Raw genomic sequence first — 17432 nt, 5'->3', positions numbered from 1 at the left:
CTGTGAGGGCTGTGCCTACTGTTCTACTTCGGCAACTTCTCTATCAGGTAATTGCGTCACATAACTGTCTGACAGCCGGAGGAGCTCCAGGGCACGATTGAACTCATCTTCTGTGGATTGAAGCGGTTTAGCGCCATCTCCGGATAAAGTATAATGTTGGCCGTCTTCAAACCCGCTGCCGGACAAGAAAAGCTCTTCGTTATTCACGAAAGATCCGGTAGGTAAATAATAGCGTTGAGGCAGCAGGTTATAGGCGGATTCATTTAACAGATCCTGTCCAAAATGAATATGGTTATCTAACGTTACCCCTAATAAATTGGATACCGTAGGTAAAATGTCAACCTGTCCGCCTAATTGATCCTTTACGGTTGGAGCCGTAATCCCCTTAGAAGCTATGATTAACGGAATATTAATCAAATCGCGTTCCGTATATTCATGGTTCAGAATTTCCTGAAGTAAGACTTTATCCTCATCCTTAAGTGAGAAAATAGGAAGTCCCCGATGATCACCATATAATGCGATTAAGCTGTTATCCCATACGCCGTTCTGCTTTAGTTCGTCGATAAACTGTCCAAGCGCGTAATCCGCGTAATTCTGAGCACGAATATAATCGCCAACGAGCGTTCCTTCGAATCGCTCCGGCAATGTCATTTTGTATTTGCTTTCCGGAATCGAGAACGGATTATGAGAGGACATGGAGATTACATGTGAATAGAAAGGTTGAGCACTTTGGTCCATTCTGGCCAGCTCTTGCGATGTCTTCTTGTAAAGAACTTCATCGGACGCCCCGTAGAAGACGGTGTCATCTTCACCGAAGTAAGATTTGTCATAAAAGCGGTCGAATCCTAATGCCTCATAAAGCTCCCCGCGGTTCCAAAAGTCAACTTCATTCGTATGGAAGGTTGCTGTATCATAACCCTGCGCCTGGAGCAGCTTAGGTAAGCTTGGAAGCTCTTTGGGAGCATATATATCAGTAGCTGGACCATTCGGTGGCACATAAAAGGAAGTGTTCACGATAAATTCAGCATCGGAAGTGTTGCCTTGTCCAACCTGCTGGTAGAAACGGGGGAAATAGAAATTCCCGGCGGCAAGCTTGTTCAGATTCGGAGTGATTTCCTGCCCGTCAATCGACAAGTTAATCAGGAAGTTCTGAAAAGACTCCATTTGAATAATAATCAGGTTCTTTCCTTTGGCGGCTCCGAACAAGAGCGGATTAGATTGAGCCTCAATGCCTTTAGTTTGATCAATGACGGATTGATTAATTTTGGAGAGCTCAATAAGCTCTTCTTCACGCTCCGCAAGCAGGGCGTAGGCTTCATAGTTGAGAATTCCCATTTGCTCAGCCTGGATGGTTTCATTCATACTGGCCTGGTTCGGAAAAATATTCATTACACAGATCGCGAAAGAAACACAGAACAAGGCAGCCACCACTTTGCGGTTACTTCGGCGTGACATGGCTTTTTTCCAGGCGACTGCTTTCTTTCGGCTAAACATAACAAAACTAATGATAATGATATCCAGAAAAATAAGCATATATTGAGGGTGCATGACCGAAAAAATACTTTTCTTCACGGCTCCCACCTGTTTCGCCTGGCCGATGACCTGAGAGGTAGCAATAATACCAAAATGATTATGATATACAATCAAAGAGAAGAACAAAACGGTAATGAGCAAATTCACAAACATGTAGATGGCTATTTTACGTTTCGTAGCGAACCATTCGATCAAGCAGAAGATCAATAGCACAAAAGGAATTTCTTTGAACCATGTAGTCCAGGTTGGCCCGTCTTCGAACAAGTAATACCAAGCAAAATAGCTTTTGGCAAGCATGATCAGTGAGAAAAATAATATGGATCTTTTACTGAGTGTACGTGGTTTCTTCAACCGCATCGGTTATGCGCATCCTTTTCTTTTTAATTAGTCCATTCTATTACATGGAAGCGCTCAAAATCAACTAGATTGGGAGAAGGATTTAAGAGAAATGCAACCTTATTATGTAAAATTCATGTCAATTACTGGATTTGACTACGCACAGTATAATTCTCTTAACAAGCTAAAGAGGCCTATATGCCGGCTGAAGTGTTAAAAGTTGAAGCCATGCTATTTCGTGAACATCAGATAAACTGCTACTATAATCAATGATCCTCCCATTACCAGGTTAAACACTTTGATCCCGTTCTTCACTTTGGTGAGAAATTGCAGTTTTGAGCCCAGAAGGGCCCAGGCGGAAAGCGAAAGATAGCAGATCAGGAAATAGATACATACAAAGACAAGCAGGGAAGAATAGGATTCATTTAACCCAAAGGCCGAAACACCGGAAAGGCAAGCGATCCAAGCCTTGGGATTAAGCCACTGCATGAGCAAGCCATGACGGTAATATGGGAGCCTCTCCTCCTTGAATTCGATCTCTGGACGGGATACCATTATTTTGTAGCCAATATAACTCATGTACCCTGTGCCCGCGTATCTTAGCAACTGATAGAATACCGGAGCTTGGGCTACGAGATTGGATATTCCAAGTCCAACGGCGATTAGCAAGAGCGTAAAGCCGACAGTTGCGCCGGACACCAACGGGATAGAGCGCTTGAATCCGTAATTGACTCCTGTAGACAGAATTGTCATGTTCACCGGACCGGGAGAAATCGACATGGTTAATGAAAAAAAGCACATGGCAATGAATAGAGACATAATTGCACACTCCTTGTCAGTCATTCTGGAGTTACTATAGTTGATCCGAATCACGCCGTCCAATTGTATGTTCAGATGAAGTCGATCGGAAAAACGGATGGTTTATTTAACCGCAATTAAAGGGGGGAGAGCCATGGAACTGTACCAATTAAAGACCTTTGTCGAGATCGCCCGGACAGGCAATTTAACTGAAGCGGCAGCACAGCTCAACACGAGCCAACCGGCAACAAGCGCGCAGCTGAAAGCTCTGGAGAATGAGCTGGGTTTTGCACTTTTTTACCGAACCTCCAGAGGGATGGTCCTTACGGAAAAAGGTTCACAGCTACTGCCGGAAGCGCAGAAAATACTCGTATCCATTGACGATTTTCACAATAAAGCAAGTGATTTGCTGACAAATTCAACGGAACCCATTCGGATTGGATTGAATACAGACGGGCAGGTTCTTCAAATCAAACCATTGATTGAGTTCATCTCGGAGAGTTTGCCGCAAGTAGAGCTGCATTTTATGGACATCAAAAGTGAAGATTTCTTTAAGGATGTGACCAGCTCCCGGATAAGCGCGGGTTTTTACTATGGAACTGCCGGACATCCGTCCGTACATTCGATCAAACTGCATTCCTTCAGGATGGTTGTTGTCTACCCTAACAGCTGGGCTATGCCTGAAGGGGAGTTAACGTTGGAGTATTTTACTCAGAAGCCATGGATCTGGACGACACAGGGTTGTCCCTTCTATAAACAATCCATTGATTATTTCCTGCAGCAGAAACTGCTTCCGCTCAAAATCATGTATGTCGATGACGAATCGCTGATCGGGGATTTGGTCGGGCGGGAGACCGGCTGCTCGCTGCTGGCGGAGCCGATTGCAATGCGTTTTGCCGAGGACAATAAGCTGCAGATCTGGAACGGCATTGATCTTGAGATTGATCTGTATTTTGGGTATCCGAAAGATAAACGGAGTGATTCTGTGCTTCATGAAATAGGCTTGATCGTAGAGCGAATGTGGCAAATGGCGGAAATTGAGTATTAAGGAGATTTGAAAAGGAGGTAGTCCTATGCCTTGCGTGGCGGAATTCGGTATCATAGATGATTTTGAGAAAGATAAGGATTATGCTGTCTGCTATGAACCTATGAAATATCATTGTGTGGCAATTGATGATGATATCCTGAATGATTGGTGGAGCGACCTGACTTTAATTAGAACCTACTTCCACTCCTATAGCAGACCGGATTTTGCGCTTGCGAGGTGGGGAGTCACGTTAATTCCGCCTGAATCATTAGAAGCTTTCTATAGCATTGTTGCAAAAGATAGAAGATCAGCCGCATCAATGGAACTAACAGATTTAATGACATTATTAAGGAAGGCGATTGCTGCACAGAAATATGTTATACATTACGGTGTATGAAGATAATTTGCTGTGAACATACGATTCTAATTAGACTCTTCAAGGGAAGGGTCTTTTTCGTAAGCTTGAAAGAAATAGAAGAAATCACCTGATCGTGTCACAATATCATGCTTTGGGATTGTTATATAGGTAAACATACGGAAGGAGGTGAGATTGTGCAGCCAACCATCCCCGGGGAAGAGGATGATAGGAAGAAAATGATCGAGAAGGCTGTGGAAGCAGTCAGAGCAGGAGACAAGCATTCCTACGAAATTATCATTCATCAGTTTGAGCGGCAAATGTATACCTATTGTTTCTATATTCTAAAAAATCATACAGAAACAGAAGATGCCGTGCAGGAAATCTTTATCCGCGCCTATCAGAACCTTCATCACTACAGTAGCAGTATTTCTTTTTCGGCTTGGCTTTACAAGCTGGCATACCATCATTTGATCAACATGAAGAAGAAACAAGGTCGTTGGCTTAGGCTGGTTGAACATTGCAAAGACGAGCAGTCACAGATGCACATCTCCCGACAAGACTCGGTGATCTACGAACTTATGGCCTATCTCACAACGGAAGAACGTCATATCCTGCTTCTAAAAGCGGTAGAACAGTACACCTTTGAGGAGATAAGTGGAATTATGGGACTCAAGACCGCTACGGTCAGAAAAAAATATGAACGGCTGCGCAAAAAGCTAATGGAACGCATAGGCCACAAAGGAGAGAGAGTACATGGGACAATTGCCGAAGCAAACAGAACATACTGAGCTGGATGCCATTGAACAAATAATTCGTGAATCCACTTTGCCAAAGCGAGAACTGAGCAGTTACATTATGAACAAGATTGGGGAGCATGATATGAGCAGAAGAACAAGAACATCGAATTCAAAATCCAGTGTCTTCAAAAAAACCGCAATTGCGGCATCAATTGCAGGGGTGCTTGGTGCAGGTACGATCGGCGCAGGATTTGTATCACCGGTCATGGCAGAAACTCTAAAGCAGATTCCGGGCCTTGGCATCATTTATGAAGGAACGAGCCATCAAGCGGTAGAGACCGCTATTGCGCAAGGAATTCTATCCGAACCTGGACAAAGTGTGACTCATGACGGAATCACTCTGAAGCTGGGCAATCTGCTGTATGATGGCACACGTCTATCTTTCGTGCTGGAACACGAAGGTGCAGATGTGAATGATCCGAGACCAAAACTTGAACTTCCGGTTCTGCTTGCTGACGGGCAGGAGATCAAGTTCAGCTCAGGTAGTTTTGGTGATGTGCCATTTCAAGAGAACGCTTATCTGGTCGAATTGACACATGGTTTGAATCTGCCTGACCAATTCGATCTGACGATTCAGGCTAAAATCGCTAAGGTGAATGAAACTTATGAATTCAAGGTACCTGTACAGTTGGACGACAATGCGCTTGTGGTCAAGCCGGACATTTCCAAATCGGATGGATCCTTTAGTTATACCGTCAAGGAATTGTTTGTTTCTCCAGTCTCCACCCGTCTGATCTTGGACAGCCAAGGTGAGGTTCCACAGTCTAAGGAGCAGTCAGGCGACTACAGTGCAAGTAAAGTGTACTATGAGATTGTTGATGATCAGGGAAATGCCTTTGACCCATACAGATTCGGGTTCTTCAACAGCAAACCGGAAACTTCGTATCACGTTAATGAACTGTATGCTCCATTTGCCGCTACACCTAAGACGGTAACAATCAAACCATTTACATTGACCATGAAGAATGATGACTTTAGTATTGTTGGGCAAAAGAAAGACAGCAAAGGCAATATTCTTCCAGGGACTGAAAATCTGGGAAAGCGCACATATCTGAAGGATTTGGAAGTGACCATCCCTCTGCAACCGTAAATGACGTGACAGTCCTATCTGCATAGCTTGATTAGAAAATCATGCCGAAATGGCGTGGTTTTCTTGTGTAGGAAGGTGACTATTGTTCGATTACAAATTGTGGAATCTATGTTACAATCACTCTGCAAAAGAATATTGCAACTATACATACATATGGAGGGAATTGTAAGATGGATATTATTGGCCTGGGGGGACTCCCTTGGGATACATTAGAGCAGGAGGTTGAACAAGGCGGGAAATTTGTCGTGTATACATATTGTATATCCATCATCTTCATGACCTTCCGGAAGAGTTCGTCAATCTATTACATAGAACCAAGAATGGGTTCAGTTGGTACAGGGCTCAAATTCACGTTTATTAGTGTATTGTTCGGATGGTGGGGCATACCGTGGGGGCCGATTTATACCATTGGTTCGCTATTTACGAATTTAAGTGGAGGCCGTGATGTGACAGTAGAAGTAATGGATTCGATGATAGCAGAACGAAGAGAGCAGTCACAGTTGCTTAATTTTATTGAACGAGTAAAGGACAAATTGGAGAATCAAGTATGATCCTTCCGGAAGGTATTACGGGATTTGGCAAGAGTTTAGCCACAACAAAAATTACGGATAAAGAATTTAAATTCTTCTGTCACCAATTTTCAGAAGAATTAGGGTTGGATATAGTTAATGTTGTAGAGATTTTTTACACTTCAAATTACTACATTGGAGAACTGGCTAAAGCATCTGGTAAGGTGTATATAATCATGAACAAACAATATCCTTTCGTAGCATTTGCAAGCGAATATAGAAATGGAAATATTGAATTTATTGATAATACATATTATATTAATACCTTTTCTCGATGCAGAGAGCAATTTGAAAGTAATGATCGCTGCGATATTTATCGCATATTAGGGCTTGAGGATCTTGAAATGAGAGTTAATGAAGAGATGATTCAAAACCTGAACCAAGATGAACTGAAGCAGATTAAATATTGGAAACCACAAGTACTTAAAGAGATAGTTTTTAATAATTGGGATTAATGAATCAACCTGACAGAGACTCTTCCCGGGAAGGGTCTTTTTTACGCAAATTGCTGAATAGAGCGGATCAGAATGAAGCATGTCTCGATAAGCTGGATGAACATTACTACTTAGGTTGGCTGGCAAACGTAACAGAGACGGAGGGAGAGGGAGGCTGGAAAAACGTTACTGTTCGACATTAAGGATTGATCGGAGGCCCCCTCTCTTCGCAGTGGCCACGTCACTCTTGGAACTCTTCCAAAACCTTGGATTTGTCTCCATGAATCTTTTCCAGGTGATCCTCACCCCAATAGCATAAATGGTCTAGCGCGGGTTTTAATCCCCAGCCGTAGTGCGTTAACTCATACTCCACTTTAGGGGGGATCTCCTTATAAACCTTTCGTGTAACGATCTTATCCTTTTCCAGGCCTCTGAGCTGAGTGGTCAGCATTTTTTGAGTAATGCCGGGTATTAACCGACGAAGCTCAGACGTTCGTTTCCGTCCTGTCATCAAATGGTAGATAATTAAAGGCTTCCATTTTCCTCCCATTACTTCTAAAGCCGCTTCCACTCCAACTTGATACTTCTTTTGAACGCTATTTTTCATCTGTTCAGTCATCTCTTAATCCTCCGTTAAAAAGGCTAGGTTTGCTGAGAACAACCAATCACTTCAATCCGTTACTCAGGTCAGTTTCTGGGGAATCTACCTAGGGTACTTCCATGTTCCTATGGCACCTGTATCTTCCTATAGAACTTAAAAGTGCGTACTTCCAGATTATTTTCCTACTGTTTATAATAGCATCAGCCAATGATCATGGCTAGAAGTCAGCTACTCAAGAAAGGTAGTGAAGATACAAGCATGAAAGTATTAATCGTTGTTTCACACCCGAGAAAAGATTCCTTGACCTTTCAGGTGGCTGGTCGTTTCGTACAAGGTCTTGCCGAGGCTGGCCACGACTACGAGATATTGGATTTGCACGGGATTGGTTTTGACCCTGTTTTAAAAGGAGCAGATGAACCCGATTGGTTAGTTGCGGAACAGTCCTTTTCCCCTGAAGTAGAAATGGAAATAAGACGGATGAAGGAGCATGATGCTTTGGCATTTATTTTTCCACTTTGGTGGTGGCATTTGCCGGCTATGCTAAAGGGGTATATTGACCGTGTATGGAACAATGGGTTTGCGTACGGTTCGAACCACCTTCATCATCAGCATGTCTTGTGGATTGGTTTGGCTGGCGTTTCGAAAGAACAGATGAAAAAGCGTAACTATGATGAAACGATTACTCATCTGCTGAATGTAGGAATTGCAGATTATTGCGGTGTTTCCAATTCCAAGGTTGAATTCTTATATGAGACCATGGCTTCAAATCCCGGTCATTTCGAAATGCTGCTGAACCAAGCTTACCGCTTAGGTTTGAATTATGCCAAGGATCATTAAGCTGGAGGGCGGTTTGCTGCTGCTGTTATAGCTACGTTTTCCGAGCAACTTTGCGCGCGAATTCCCGTCCAATTCAGGACCATTCTATCAATCTCAGAGGGGAAAGAGGTAGTTAAGCCGAATAATATATCAAGCGAAAAAGTGCACAAAGAATTAACACCGCTGATGTAGTTGAGATCGGAGAAACTGCATTCATTCACTAGGAGGTAGAGTATGGGACATCGGGCCAATCTCATGATTATTCGGGAAGGTAATTACTCTTTGTACTACAGCCATTGGTGCGCAATTACTCTTCCAAGTGATTTGTTCTGGGGGCCGGAAGCGGCTGTGGCTTTTATTGAACAGCAGGAACCAGCAGAGGGTTGGCTGGACAATGCATGGGCGGAAGGCTGTGCATGTGTGGATTTGGATCACAGGCAATTATTGTGGTACGGCGGAGAAGACGAGCATTATGAGATTCCGCTGCGCCGGCATCTATTGAAGATGATGCAGCCCTTATGGCCGGGATGGACCATTGAATGGGCTTCTTCCGGGATATTGGACATGGCAGCTTATGTGGGTTATCCGGTGGAAGAACTCATCAGTGAAGTGAGTAGGACCATTACACCATTATCGCTGGTGCCTGAATCCAGGGACGGCTGGGTCCGAACGGTGGCAAGCGTGGTTTATCTGGATGGGGAACTGCGGCTATACCCGGTACAATCGGAGCTGGAAGATTATCTATTGCAGGGGCCTTCGCTGGTAGAATTGCTTAATAAATCGGAAGGCAGCACAGAATTGGACTTAAACGAATGGCCGAAAGAGACACCGGATCAAGGCTTCCACCTGGATTTGCTGGCCCGGACGATAGACATCTGGTATGCCCCGGATGCGGGGACTCTGTTGCAGCAGATTCGCACAGCTTGGCCGGGATGGACCGTGACCGATCAAAGAGATCAGTATGAGTCGCAGATCCGGCTGACAGAAGGGAAGCTGTGCTTTAAGATGGAGAATCCGCAAGAGTTGACGGAGCGGTTAACCTCTCATTTGCTGGGAAGTCACTCCAGTCCTGTAGACACCATTAAAGAGATTGCCCGTTTAAAGGCAGAAGCTGGAGAAGAGATAGAGGTGAACCCGCATGCTCTGGTGGATGAGCCTCAGGACATTCCGCTAGATACGCGTGAGCAGCTGCTGCGGTATGCCGTTGCGAACATGGCTGGGTGATGTTGTGGATTTGAACCCAGACCTATCGCCCAGACCGTATTCACAGGGGCGCTAAGTATGAGGTGCTTGCTTCGTGCAAGTGCCTTTTTTTGGTACTTGTAAATCAAATCGGGATATGCTAATCTGTAAATGTAAAACATGTAACCGGTTACACACATGAGGGAGTGAGAGCAGTCCATGATTACAATTAAGGATGTCGCCAAAATTGCCGGCGTTTCGGTGGCCACAGTTTCACGGGTAATCAATGAATCAGGTTATGTCAACATCGATACCCGCAAAAAGGTAGAGGCGGCGATCCGGCAAAGCAATTATTCCCCCAATGAAGTGGCCCGGTCTTTATACAAACGCAAATCCAAGTTAATCGGTTTACTGCTGCCGGATATTACCAACCCTTTTTTTCCACAGTTGGCACGCGGCATCGAAGATTACATGCAAGAGAATGGGTACCGGATTATTTTTGGCAATAGTGACGAGAATGAGGAGAAGGAACTGGATTATATCCGCACTTTTGTACAGAATAATGTCGTAGGCGTGATATCTTCAACGAATTTTCCCGACAGCGGGGCTTATCTGGAAATGAATATTCCGGTTGTTTTCCTGGACCGTACTTCCAATGACAGTCCTTCCGTTTACGCGGATGGCCGGAAGGGCGGACGTCTCGCCGCACAGGAAATTGTCGCTAGAGGCAGTAGCCGGATTACCATTATCCAAGGACCGGCACATGTCAAGCCGGCACAGGACCGGTTTCAGGGCGCGGCCGAAGCGCTTGAAGAAATGGGGATCAGCTACAATGTGATCCGGACATCATCCTTTTCCTATACCGAAGCAGAACAATGGGCGACCGAACTGTTTGAGCGGTTTTTGGATACAGACGGCGTGATCGCCAGTAATGATATTGTGGCCACGGCGGTTCTTCATGAAGCCCACCGGCTGGGTAAAACCGTACCGGAGGACGTTCAGATTATCGGCTTTGACGATATTCCGCTCAGCAGTCTGATGTCGCCATCTTTATCAACTATCCGCCAGCCTGCACGTGACATGGGCAGCGAGGCTGCACGATTATTGATTCAGCTCATTGAGCAGGATCAGGTGGAAGATAAGATCATTCAGTTGCCCGTCAGCTTCATCGAGCGGGAAACTACCCGAAGCAGAATGGAAACAAGTAAGAAAGGGTGAAAGATATGGCTAAAATTTGTGTAATTGGAAGCTGTTCCATGGATTTGGTGGTAACCGCTTCCAAACGGCCTCAAGTTGGTGAAACGGTTCTAGGAGACCGCTTCACCACCGTTCCGGGAGGCAAAGGTGCGAACCAAGCGGTTGCCGCCGCACGGCTGGGTGCTGAGGTAACGATGATCGGCTGTGTCGGGGACGATTTTTACGGCAAAGCGATCATGGACAATTTTAAAAGAAATGGCGTTATTACCACTAATGTGGAACCGGTTACACATACAGAGAGCGGAACAGCCCACATCGTTTTAGCTGAGGGGGACAACAGCATTATCGTGGTTAAAGGCGCCAATGATCACGTCACGCCTGCTCTGGTCGAACGGGCACTGGACGCCATCCGAAGCGCCGATATGGTCCTGGTGCAGCAGGAAATTCCGGAGGAAACGGTATCGTATGTTAGCAGCCTCTGCCAGAGAATCAATGTGCCCTTGCTGCTCAATCCAGCGCCTGCCCGTCCGCTTAGTGAAGCGGTGATCGAAAAGGCTGCTTATCTGACGCCGAATGAACACGAATGCTCCATTTTGTTCAGCGGGGTGGATAAAGCAGAAGCTTTACGGAAGTTTCCGGGCAAGCTATTCATAACGGAGGGCAGCAGCGGCGTGCGGTATTACGATGGAGCGCGCGAGGTGCTGGTGCCCACTTATCAAGTGGAGGCTATAGATACAACTGGAGCGGGAGATACGTTCAACGCCGCATTTGCCGTGGCTCTGGCCGAAGGCAGCTCCATCCCGGACAGCGTGAAGTTCGCGAATCGTGCAGCGTCTTTATCCGTAACAAAATTCGGCGCTCAAGGCGGCATGCCCATGAGAGCTGAAGTCGAGGAGAGTCTTTAATTATGAAGAAACATGGAATATTGAACAGTCATATTTCCAAAATACTGGCCGATCTGGGCCATACCGATATGATTGTCATTGCAGATATCGGACTGCCGGTTCCGGCGGGCGTTCTCAAGATTGACCTGGCGCTTAAACTGGGCGTCCCCGGCTTTCAAGAGGTCGTCGATGTCATTGCGGAGGATATGGTGATCGAAAAGGTGATTGTGGCCGAGGAACTGGCCGGGAATAATCAAGCAACCTCGCAATTTGTGAATGATAAATTCAGGGGAACGCCGGTAGAGGCGCTTACCCATGAGCAATTCAAGCAGTTGACCCAGAAGGCCAAGGTGATTGTTCGCACGGGCGAAGCGAAGCCTTACGCGAACTGCATCCTGCAAGCCGGCGTCTATTTTTGATATGGAGGAGGTTCGAGGGATATGCGTATTGCAATGAAAGACATTTATAAGTCCTTTGGCACCAACCCGGTTCTTGCGGGGGTAGATTTTGAGCTGCTGGATGGGGAGATTCATGCCCTGATGGGGGAGAATGGCGCCGGCAAATCCACACTGATGAACATTCTGATTGGTCTTCATCAGCGGGATCAGGGAACGATTCACATTGATGGGCGGGAAACCTATTTTGCCAACCCCAGAGAAGCAGAGCGAAGCGGGATCGCCTTTATCCACCAGGAGCTGAATGTATGGCCGGATATGACAGTTCTGGAGAACCTGTTTATCGGGAAGGAAAAAATCTCTTCACTTGGGCTATTGAATATGAAAGAAATGAAAGCGTTAGCAAACGAACAGTTCCGCAAGCTCTCCGTGACGATTCCACTGAACCAGGAGGCTGGAGAATGTTCCGTCGGGGAGAAACAGATGATCGAGATTGCCAAGGCGCTCATGACCCATGCCAAGGTTATCGTGATGGATGAACCCACGGCTGCACTGACCGAACGGGAAATTCAGAAATTATTCGAAGTCATTGCCTCCCTCAAAAAAGAAGGTGTCTCCATCGTCTATATTTCGCACCGGATGGAGGAGATCTTTACGATATGCGACCGGATCACCGTCATGCGGGATGGGAAAACCATAGATACCCAAGCCATTCCAGACACGGATTTTGACGATGTGGTTCGGAAAATGGTCGGGCGTCAATTAACGGACCGTTTCCCTCAGCGCGTCTTCCAGCCCGGAGAAGTGGTGCTTGAAGTGAAGAATGCTTGCAAAACGGGAAAATTTAAAGACGTTAACTTCTCGGTGCGGGCCGGTGAAATTATTGGATTCTCCGGATTGATGGGATCGGGCCGGACGGAAATCATGAGAGCGTTGTTCGGACTGGATACTCTGGACAGCGGTGAGGTGAAGATTCGGGGAAAGCAAGTGGCAATCCGCAATCCCCATGATGCGATGCAAGCGGGTATCGGCTTCGTTACGGAGGACCGGAAGGATGAGGGCCTGATTCTTGATTTTTCCATTCGGGACAATATGGCAATGACGAATTTATCCAGCTTCGCCCCCAAGGGTGTAATCATAGACAAGAAGGAAAAAGATTTCGCGGACCTGCTCATTCAGCGTCTTCAGATCAAGACAGAGTCCTCATCTACGCTGGCGCGTCAGCTCTCAGGAGGCAATCAACAGAAAGTGGTCATCGCCAAATGGATTGGTATCGGCCTCAGCGTGCTGATTCTGGATGAACCCACACGCGGCGTCGACGTGGGAGCGAAACGCGAAATCTATCAGCTCATGAACGAGTTAACCGAACGCGGCGTTGCGATCCTTATGGTCTCCTCTGAACTGCCAGAGATTCTGGGGATGAGTGACCGCATAATAGTGGTCCATGAAGGGGAGATCGGCGGAGAACTCTCTCGGCAGGAAGCGACGCAGGAATGCATTATGACATTAGCCACAGGGGGGCAATAGAGATGACAACAATTACGGATGGCAAAGAAAAGAAGAGTTTGCGGGTGGGGCAGATTACACAAAAGTTGGGTCCGCTGTTGGGGTTATTTATTCTTGTTCTCATCGTGTCCATGCTGAACCCAAGCTTTCTGGAGCCGCTTAATATTCTGAATTTGCTCCGGCAGGTTGCGATCAACGCGCTGATCGCCTTTGGCATGACCTTTGTCATTCTGACAGGCGGAATTGACTTATCGGTGGGTTCCGTTCTCGCGCTCTCCAGTGCCTTCATGGCCAACTTGCTGTTGGCGGGCTGGAATCCCATACTGGCGATTATCGGCGGCTGTGTATTGGGTGGAGTGATCGGGATGGTCAACGGCCTAATGATCACCAAGGGGAAAATGGCGCCGTTCATCGCTACCTTGGCGACTATGACGATCTTCCGGGGATTAACTCTAGTCTATACGGATGGCAATCCGATTACGGGCCTTGGAGACAGCATGACATTCCAATTGTTTGGCCGCGGGTACTTCTTGGGCATTCCTGTTCCAGCTGTGACGATGATTATCGTGTTCGCTCTGTTGTGGGTCGTACTGCACAAAACGCCGTTCGGCCGCAAGACTTATGCCATCGGCGGCAATGAGAAAGCTTCAATAATTTCCGGGATTAAGGTAGACCGCATCAAAATTATGATTTATTCACTGGTAGGTATGCTGTCGGCATTGGCCGGGGCCATTCTGACTTCCCGGTTGAATTCGGCCCAGCCAACGGCAGGAACCTCCTATGAGCTGGATGCTATCGCGGCCGTTGTACTGGGAGGCACCAGCTTGACCGGGGGCCGCGGACGTATTGTGGGTACCTTGATCGGTGCGCTCATTATCGGAATTCTGAACAACGGGTTGAATCTGCTGGGCGTTTCTTCTTTCTACCAAATGGTGGTCAAAGGGATTGTCATTGCGATAGCCGTACTGATTGACCGCAAGAAAGCCGCATAAAAGGGGGATTCTATTATGAAAAAAATCACTTTAGTCCTGACGTCCATACTGCTGCTGCTAATGACTGGCTGCTCCCTGGAGCCCCCGGAATGGGCCAAGCCCAATAATGAAGGCAACGGGCAAAATTTGAAAATCGGCTTATCTCTCTCAACTCTGAACAATCCCTTCTTCGTGGCCCTCAAAGACGGCGTGACGGCCGAGGCGAATAAGCAAGGGGTGGAGATCCTGGTTATCGACGCGCAGAATGACTCTGCCAAGCAGAACAATGATGTGGAGGATCTGATACAAAAAGGGGTAGACGCGTTGTTGATCAACCCTGTGGATTCATCGGCAATCTCGACGGCGGTCCAGTCGGCGAACAGCCTAGATATCCCCGTCATTACATTAGACCGCTCGGCGGATAAAGGAGATGTCAAAGCGCTGGTCGCTTCGGACAACATCAAAGGCGGTTCCATGGCGGCTGAATATATCGTCCAGAAGCTGGGCAAGGGTGCGAAGGTCATCGAGCTGGAAGGATCACCGGGCGCATCAGCCACCCGTGAACGGGGTAAGGGATTCCATGAAATCGCGGATACCCAGCTTGAGGTCATTGCAAAGCAAACCGCCGATTTCGACCGCACCAAAGGATTGACCGTCATGGAGAACCTGATCGAAGGAAATCCGGGCGTGCAGGCAGTCTTCGCACACAATGACGAGATGGCTCTAGGGGCGATTGAAGCGATCCAGAGCTCGGGTAAAAACATCCCCGTAATCGGGTTCGACGGCAACAAAGACGCTCTTGATTCCATCGAGGCAGGCAAACTGACCGGAACCATCGCCCAGCAGCCCGAATTAATCGGCCAGTTGGCCGTTCAAGCTGCAAAGGATGTACTGGACGGGCAGACCGTGAAGCCAATGATTCCCGCACCGCTGAAGCTGATCGTGAAAGAGTAATAGAAGACAAGGCATATTCTGCTTCAACCCATGCAAAGCCCGCGTGATTCAGGAATTCCTGCATCACCGGGCTTTTTTTAGCCCTATATTATTCCATTGAAACAATATGCATATCAATCCAGTCATTTGAATTAGAACTCAATATACTTTTTGCTGCCTCATCAAATGTCAAATCAGCATCATTCGTGTAAACGACCCATTTACTCGACTTTTCAGCATTTGGCATTGTGCCACTTAACTCAAGACTATATGTATACTCTTTTCCATTTGCATCTACATATTTAGTGGGGCTATTTTTTGCACAAGCTGACAAAGAGATAAGTAAAATTGCGAGAATCAATACAACTGAAATGTTTTTTTTCATATTTATTACCTCCGTAATAGCATTTATTTGGTTAATTATACTATTGTACCTCAGGAGGAATGCTGAATGGAATGGACCTTAGAAGATATGGAAGAGACGAGCCGATTATTGAAACTGGCTCATGGAGGATAGGCGATGTTATAATAAACATAATTTTTCAGGAGGTGCTCCTTGTGACCCATTCCATACGTTTACGGTAATTGGAGGTGCAAGACTGGTGAACTCACCCATTTTTTGAGACAAGGGAATGAGTTTATTTGTTATGCGCCTGTTTCAGTCTGCCTATGCTAATGGAATGAGTTTATTTGAGTTTTTAATCAAAGGAGATGACCTTATGCAAAAACAATGGAAAAAAACATTCGCGCTTATTTTTAGCGGACAGATATTCTCTATACTCACGAGTTCGATGGTTCAATTCGCAGTGATCTGGCATTTGACGGAATCGACAGGTTCAGCCGCAGTTTTGATGATTGCCGGATTGGCTGCATTCTTGCCGCAAGCTGTCCTGGGTCCCTTCGTAGGGGTCTGGCTGGACCGCTGGAACCGTAAATTAACGATGATTATTGCGGATAGCGCAATTGCGCTCTTCAGTCTGATCTTAGGGTTCTATTTCATTTTGGGGGAGCCGGGACTCGGCTTCGTCTATATCATTCTGAGCTTGCGTTCGGCGGCTTCGGCCTTTCATGCCCCGGCTTTCCAGGCGGCCATTCCGTTGATTGCACCGGAAGAGGAGCTGACAAGAGTCGCGGGTTGGCAGCAGATGGTCTTCTCTTTCTCGAATGTAATGGGTCCAGCGCTTGGGATAGCAGTATATTCGGCGACTTCGCTTGGGGCGGTATTGCTCCTGGATGTGGCCGGGGCGCTGATTGCGAATCTAATGCTGTTCCTGGTGAAGATTCATCAGCCCAAAGCGCAGGTAACAGTTTCACCCTCCTTTATCCATGAATTCCGGCTGGGCTGGAGCGCACTCATTCAAGCAAAACCTATTGTGTTGATTACGGGGGCTACAGCAGTGTTCAGTATCGCGTTTATGCCGCTGGCGACACTATTTCCTTATATGACGTTGTCTCATTTTGGCCGTGGGGGCTACAGTGCCAGCTTGGTGGAAGCGGTGTTCAGCATCGGGATGATTTTGGGAGGATTGCTTCTGTCGGTGTTCTCATCCAAATGGAGTGATATTAGCTATATGAGTTTGGGTCTGCTGGTCATCGGCCTGACCTGTGTAATCAGCGGCTTGATTGGTTCGGATGCTTTTGTGATCTTTGCGGTTCTCTCGTTCTTCATGGGAAGTGCCGCACCCTTCTTCAATGGCCCCTTCATGGCGATGATTCAGCGTTCATTCGAGCCGGAGATGCTGGGCCGCGTCATTTCACTCGTGACCAGTATTATGATGCTGTCTTCACCGGTTGGACTTCTGTTGGCAGGACCCGTGGTGGATGAATACGGCGTGCAGCTATGGTTCCTCGGTTCAGGAATAGTCGTGATGCTGACCGCTCTGTTTATCTTCATTCAGTTTCGGCGGCTGGCGTCCCGGCAGCGCACTGAGACTGAATAGACGTTTAGCCGCGAACAGCGGAACGAAATCAAGAAATTCTTACGACTACAGCGGCCGGCAGATCA

At 46.9% G+C, this 17432-nt stretch carries 19 protein-coding genes; 15 read left to right on the top strand and 4 right to left on the bottom strand.

The annotated features are described in order from the left end of the window. Positions 1–15: 15 nt before the first annotated feature. Together H70357_RS21565 and H70357_RS21560 are read right to left on the bottom strand one after the other, a co-directional pair. Complete coding sequence (locus H70357_RS21565) at positions 16–1890, bottom strand: LTA synthase family protein (protein ID WP_038593954.1); 1875 nt, start codon at positions 1888–1890, stop codon at positions 16–18. Positions 1891–2100: 210 nt separating this feature from the next. Continuing rightward, the gene (locus H70357_RS21560) at positions 2101–2688 is read right to left on the bottom strand and encodes a LysE family translocator (RefSeq protein WP_038593952.1); all 588 of its coding nucleotides are present in this window, start codon (positions 2686–2688) and stop codon (positions 2101–2103) included. A gap of 133 nt (positions 2689–2821) precedes the next feature. Between H70357_RS21560 and H70357_RS21555 the strand changes: the two genes are divergently transcribed. The 6 genes from H70357_RS21555 to H70357_RS21530 all read left to right on the top strand — a co-directional run bounded on the left by H70357_RS21555 (position 2822) and on the right by H70357_RS21530 (position 6963). Beyond that, positions 2822–3715, top strand: a complete 894-nt coding sequence (locus H70357_RS21555; protein WP_038593948.1) for a LysR family transcriptional regulator — start codon at positions 2822–2824, stop codon at positions 3713–3715. A 25-nt stretch (positions 3716–3740) separates the two neighbouring features. After that, positions 3741–4091, top strand: coding sequence for a hypothetical protein (locus H70357_RS21550; protein ID WP_038593945.1), 351 nt, complete (start codon positions 3741–3743; stop codon positions 4089–4091). 155 nt (positions 4092–4246) lie between these two features. Further along, complete coding sequence (locus tag H70357_RS21545) at positions 4247–4840, top strand: RNA polymerase sigma factor (RefSeq protein WP_038593943.1); 594 nt, start codon at positions 4247–4249, stop codon at positions 4838–4840. Beyond that, complete coding sequence (locus tag H70357_RS21540; protein ID WP_038593940.1) at positions 4806–5939, top strand: DUF4179 domain-containing protein; 1134 nt, start codon at positions 4806–4808, stop codon at positions 5937–5939. Before H70357_RS21545 ends, H70357_RS21540 begins: the two co-directional genes overlap by 35 nt. Positions 5940–6109: 170 nt before the next feature. Beyond that, complete coding sequence (locus H70357_RS21535) at positions 6110–6490, top strand: hypothetical protein (RefSeq protein WP_063848052.1); 381 nt, start codon at positions 6110–6112, stop codon at positions 6488–6490. Beyond that, complete coding sequence (locus tag H70357_RS21530) at positions 6487–6963, top strand: hypothetical protein (protein WP_038593938.1); 477 nt, start codon at positions 6487–6489, stop codon at positions 6961–6963. Before H70357_RS21535 ends, H70357_RS21530 begins: the two co-directional genes overlap by 4 nt. A 220-nt stretch (positions 6964–7183) precedes the next feature. On the opposite strand, the gene H70357_RS21525 is transcribed toward H70357_RS21530, so the two are convergent. Beyond that, the gene (locus H70357_RS21525; RefSeq protein WP_038593935.1) at positions 7184–7561 is read right to left on the bottom strand and encodes a winged helix-turn-helix transcriptional regulator; all 378 of its coding nucleotides are present in this window, start codon (positions 7559–7561) and stop codon (positions 7184–7186) included. A gap of 240 nt (positions 7562–7801) precedes the next feature. Here H70357_RS21525 and H70357_RS21520 point away from each other — a divergent pair, with 240 nt between their 5' ends. The 8 genes from H70357_RS21520 to rbsB all read left to right on the top strand — a co-directional run bounded on the left by H70357_RS21520 (position 7802) and on the right by rbsB (position 15448). Next, the gene (locus tag H70357_RS21520; protein ID WP_038593932.1) at positions 7802–8380 is read left to right on the top strand and encodes an NAD(P)H oxidoreductase; all 579 of its coding nucleotides are present in this window, start codon (positions 7802–7804) and stop codon (positions 8378–8380) included. A gap of 213 nt (positions 8381–8593) precedes the next feature. Further along, complete coding sequence (locus H70357_RS21515; RefSeq protein ID WP_038593930.1) at positions 8594–9583, top strand: hypothetical protein; 990 nt, start codon at positions 8594–8596, stop codon at positions 9581–9583. Positions 9584–9760: 177 nt separating this feature from the next. Continuing rightward, positions 9761–10759 (top strand): LacI family DNA-binding transcriptional regulator, encoded by a 999-nt coding sequence (locus tag H70357_RS21510; RefSeq protein WP_038593928.1) that lies wholly within the window; start codon positions 9761–9763, stop codon positions 10757–10759. Positions 10760–10764: 5 nt separating this feature from the next. Further along, positions 10765–11643 carry a ribokinase gene (rbsK, locus tag H70357_RS21505; RefSeq protein WP_038593926.1) on the top strand — a complete coding sequence of 293 codons (879 nt, stop codon included), beginning with the start codon at positions 10765–10767 and terminating at the stop codon, positions 11641–11643. 2 nt (positions 11644–11645) lie between these two features. Continuing rightward, the gene (gene rbsD, locus H70357_RS21500) at positions 11646–12041 is read left to right on the top strand and encodes a D-ribose pyranase (RefSeq protein ID WP_038593924.1); all 396 of its coding nucleotides are present in this window, start codon (positions 11646–11648) and stop codon (positions 12039–12041) included. 21 nt (positions 12042–12062) lie between these two features. Beyond that, positions 12063–13544, top strand: a complete 1482-nt coding sequence (locus H70357_RS21495; protein WP_038593922.1) for a sugar ABC transporter ATP-binding protein — start codon at positions 12063–12065, stop codon at positions 13542–13544. A 2-nt stretch (positions 13545–13546) separates the two neighbouring features. Beyond that, complete coding sequence (rbsC, locus tag H70357_RS21490) at positions 13547–14515, top strand: ribose ABC transporter permease RbsC (RefSeq protein ID WP_038593920.1); 969 nt, start codon at positions 13547–13549, stop codon at positions 14513–14515. A 15-nt stretch (positions 14516–14530) separates the two neighbouring features. Continuing rightward, positions 14531–15448 carry a ribose ABC transporter substrate-binding protein RbsB gene (rbsB, locus tag H70357_RS21485; RefSeq protein ID WP_038593917.1) on the top strand — a complete coding sequence of 306 codons (918 nt, stop codon included), beginning with the start codon at positions 14531–14533 and terminating at the stop codon, positions 15446–15448. An 88-nt stretch (positions 15449–15536) separates the two neighbouring features. Here the strand turns inward: rbsB and H70357_RS21480 are convergent, their stop codons facing one another. Next, positions 15537–15812: a hypothetical protein gene (locus tag H70357_RS21480; RefSeq protein WP_038593914.1), complete on the bottom strand. Its 276-nt coding sequence runs from the start codon at positions 15810–15812 to the stop codon at positions 15537–15539. 334 nt (positions 15813–16146) lie between these two features. On the opposite strand from H70357_RS21480, the gene H70357_RS21475 reads away from it, so the two are divergent. Further along, positions 16147–17367 (top strand): MFS transporter, encoded by a 1221-nt coding sequence (locus tag H70357_RS21475; protein ID WP_038593911.1) that lies wholly within the window; start codon positions 16147–16149, stop codon positions 17365–17367. Positions 17368–17432: the final 65 nt, after the last annotated feature.

It is taken from the genome of Paenibacillus sp. FSL H7-0357 (assembly GCF_000758525.1).
GTDB lineage: Bacteria > Bacillota > Bacilli > Paenibacillales > Paenibacillaceae > Paenibacillus_AQ.
The sequence above is the reverse complement of the archived record's forward strand: the minus strand, read 5'-3'. Positions and strand labels throughout refer to the sequence as shown.

Excerpts from the sequence above, each read along its gene's own strand:
- H70357_RS21565 (WP_038593954.1), bottom strand. The coding sequence starts at position 1,890 with ATGCGGTTGAAGAAACCACGTACACTCAGTAAAAGATCCATATTATTT.
- H70357_RS21560 (WP_038593952.1), bottom strand. The coding sequence starts at position 2,688 with ATGTCTCTATTCATTGCCATGTGCTTTTTTTCATTAACCATGTCGATT.
- H70357_RS21555 (WP_038593948.1), top strand. The coding sequence starts at position 2,822 with ATGGAACTGTACCAATTAAAGACCTTTGTCGAGATCGCCCGGACAGGC.
- H70357_RS21550 (WP_038593945.1), top strand. The coding sequence starts at position 3,741 with ATGCCTTGCGTGGCGGAATTCGGTATCATAGATGATTTTGAGAAAGAT.
- H70357_RS21540 (WP_038593940.1), top strand. The coding sequence starts at position 4,806 with ATGGGACAATTGCCGAAGCAAACAGAACATACTGAGCTGGATGCCATT.
- H70357_RS21535 (WP_063848052.1), top strand. The coding sequence starts at position 6,110 with ATGGATATTATTGGCCTGGGGGGACTCCCTTGGGATACATTAGAGCAG.
- H70357_RS21530 (WP_038593938.1), top strand. The coding sequence starts at position 6,487 with ATGATCCTTCCGGAAGGTATTACGGGATTTGGCAAGAGTTTAGCCACA.
- H70357_RS21525 (WP_038593935.1), bottom strand. The coding sequence starts at position 7,561 with ATGACTGAACAGATGAAAAATAGCGTTCAAAAGAAGTATCAAGTTGGA.
- H70357_RS21520 (WP_038593932.1), top strand. The coding sequence starts at position 7,802 with ATGAAAGTATTAATCGTTGTTTCACACCCGAGAAAAGATTCCTTGACC.
- H70357_RS21515 (WP_038593930.1), top strand. The coding sequence starts at position 8,594 with ATGGGACATCGGGCCAATCTCATGATTATTCGGGAAGGTAATTACTCT.
- H70357_RS21510 (WP_038593928.1), top strand. The coding sequence starts at position 9,761 with ATGATTACAATTAAGGATGTCGCCAAAATTGCCGGCGTTTCGGTGGCC.
- rbsK (WP_038593926.1), top strand. The coding sequence starts at position 10,765 with ATGGCTAAAATTTGTGTAATTGGAAGCTGTTCCATGGATTTGGTGGTA.
- rbsD (WP_038593924.1), top strand. The coding sequence starts at position 11,646 with ATGAAGAAACATGGAATATTGAACAGTCATATTTCCAAAATACTGGCC.
- H70357_RS21495 (WP_038593922.1), top strand. The coding sequence starts at position 12,063 with ATGCGTATTGCAATGAAAGACATTTATAAGTCCTTTGGCACCAACCCG.
- rbsC (WP_038593920.1), top strand. The coding sequence starts at position 13,547 with ATGACAACAATTACGGATGGCAAAGAAAAGAAGAGTTTGCGGGTGGGG.
- rbsB (WP_038593917.1), top strand. The coding sequence starts at position 14,531 with ATGAAAAAAATCACTTTAGTCCTGACGTCCATACTGCTGCTGCTAATG.
- H70357_RS21480 (WP_038593914.1), bottom strand. The coding sequence starts at position 15,812 with ATGAAAAAAAACATTTCAGTTGTATTGATTCTCGCAATTTTACTTATC.
- H70357_RS21475 (WP_038593911.1), top strand. The coding sequence starts at position 16,147 with ATGCAAAAACAATGGAAAAAAACATTCGCGCTTATTTTTAGCGGACAG.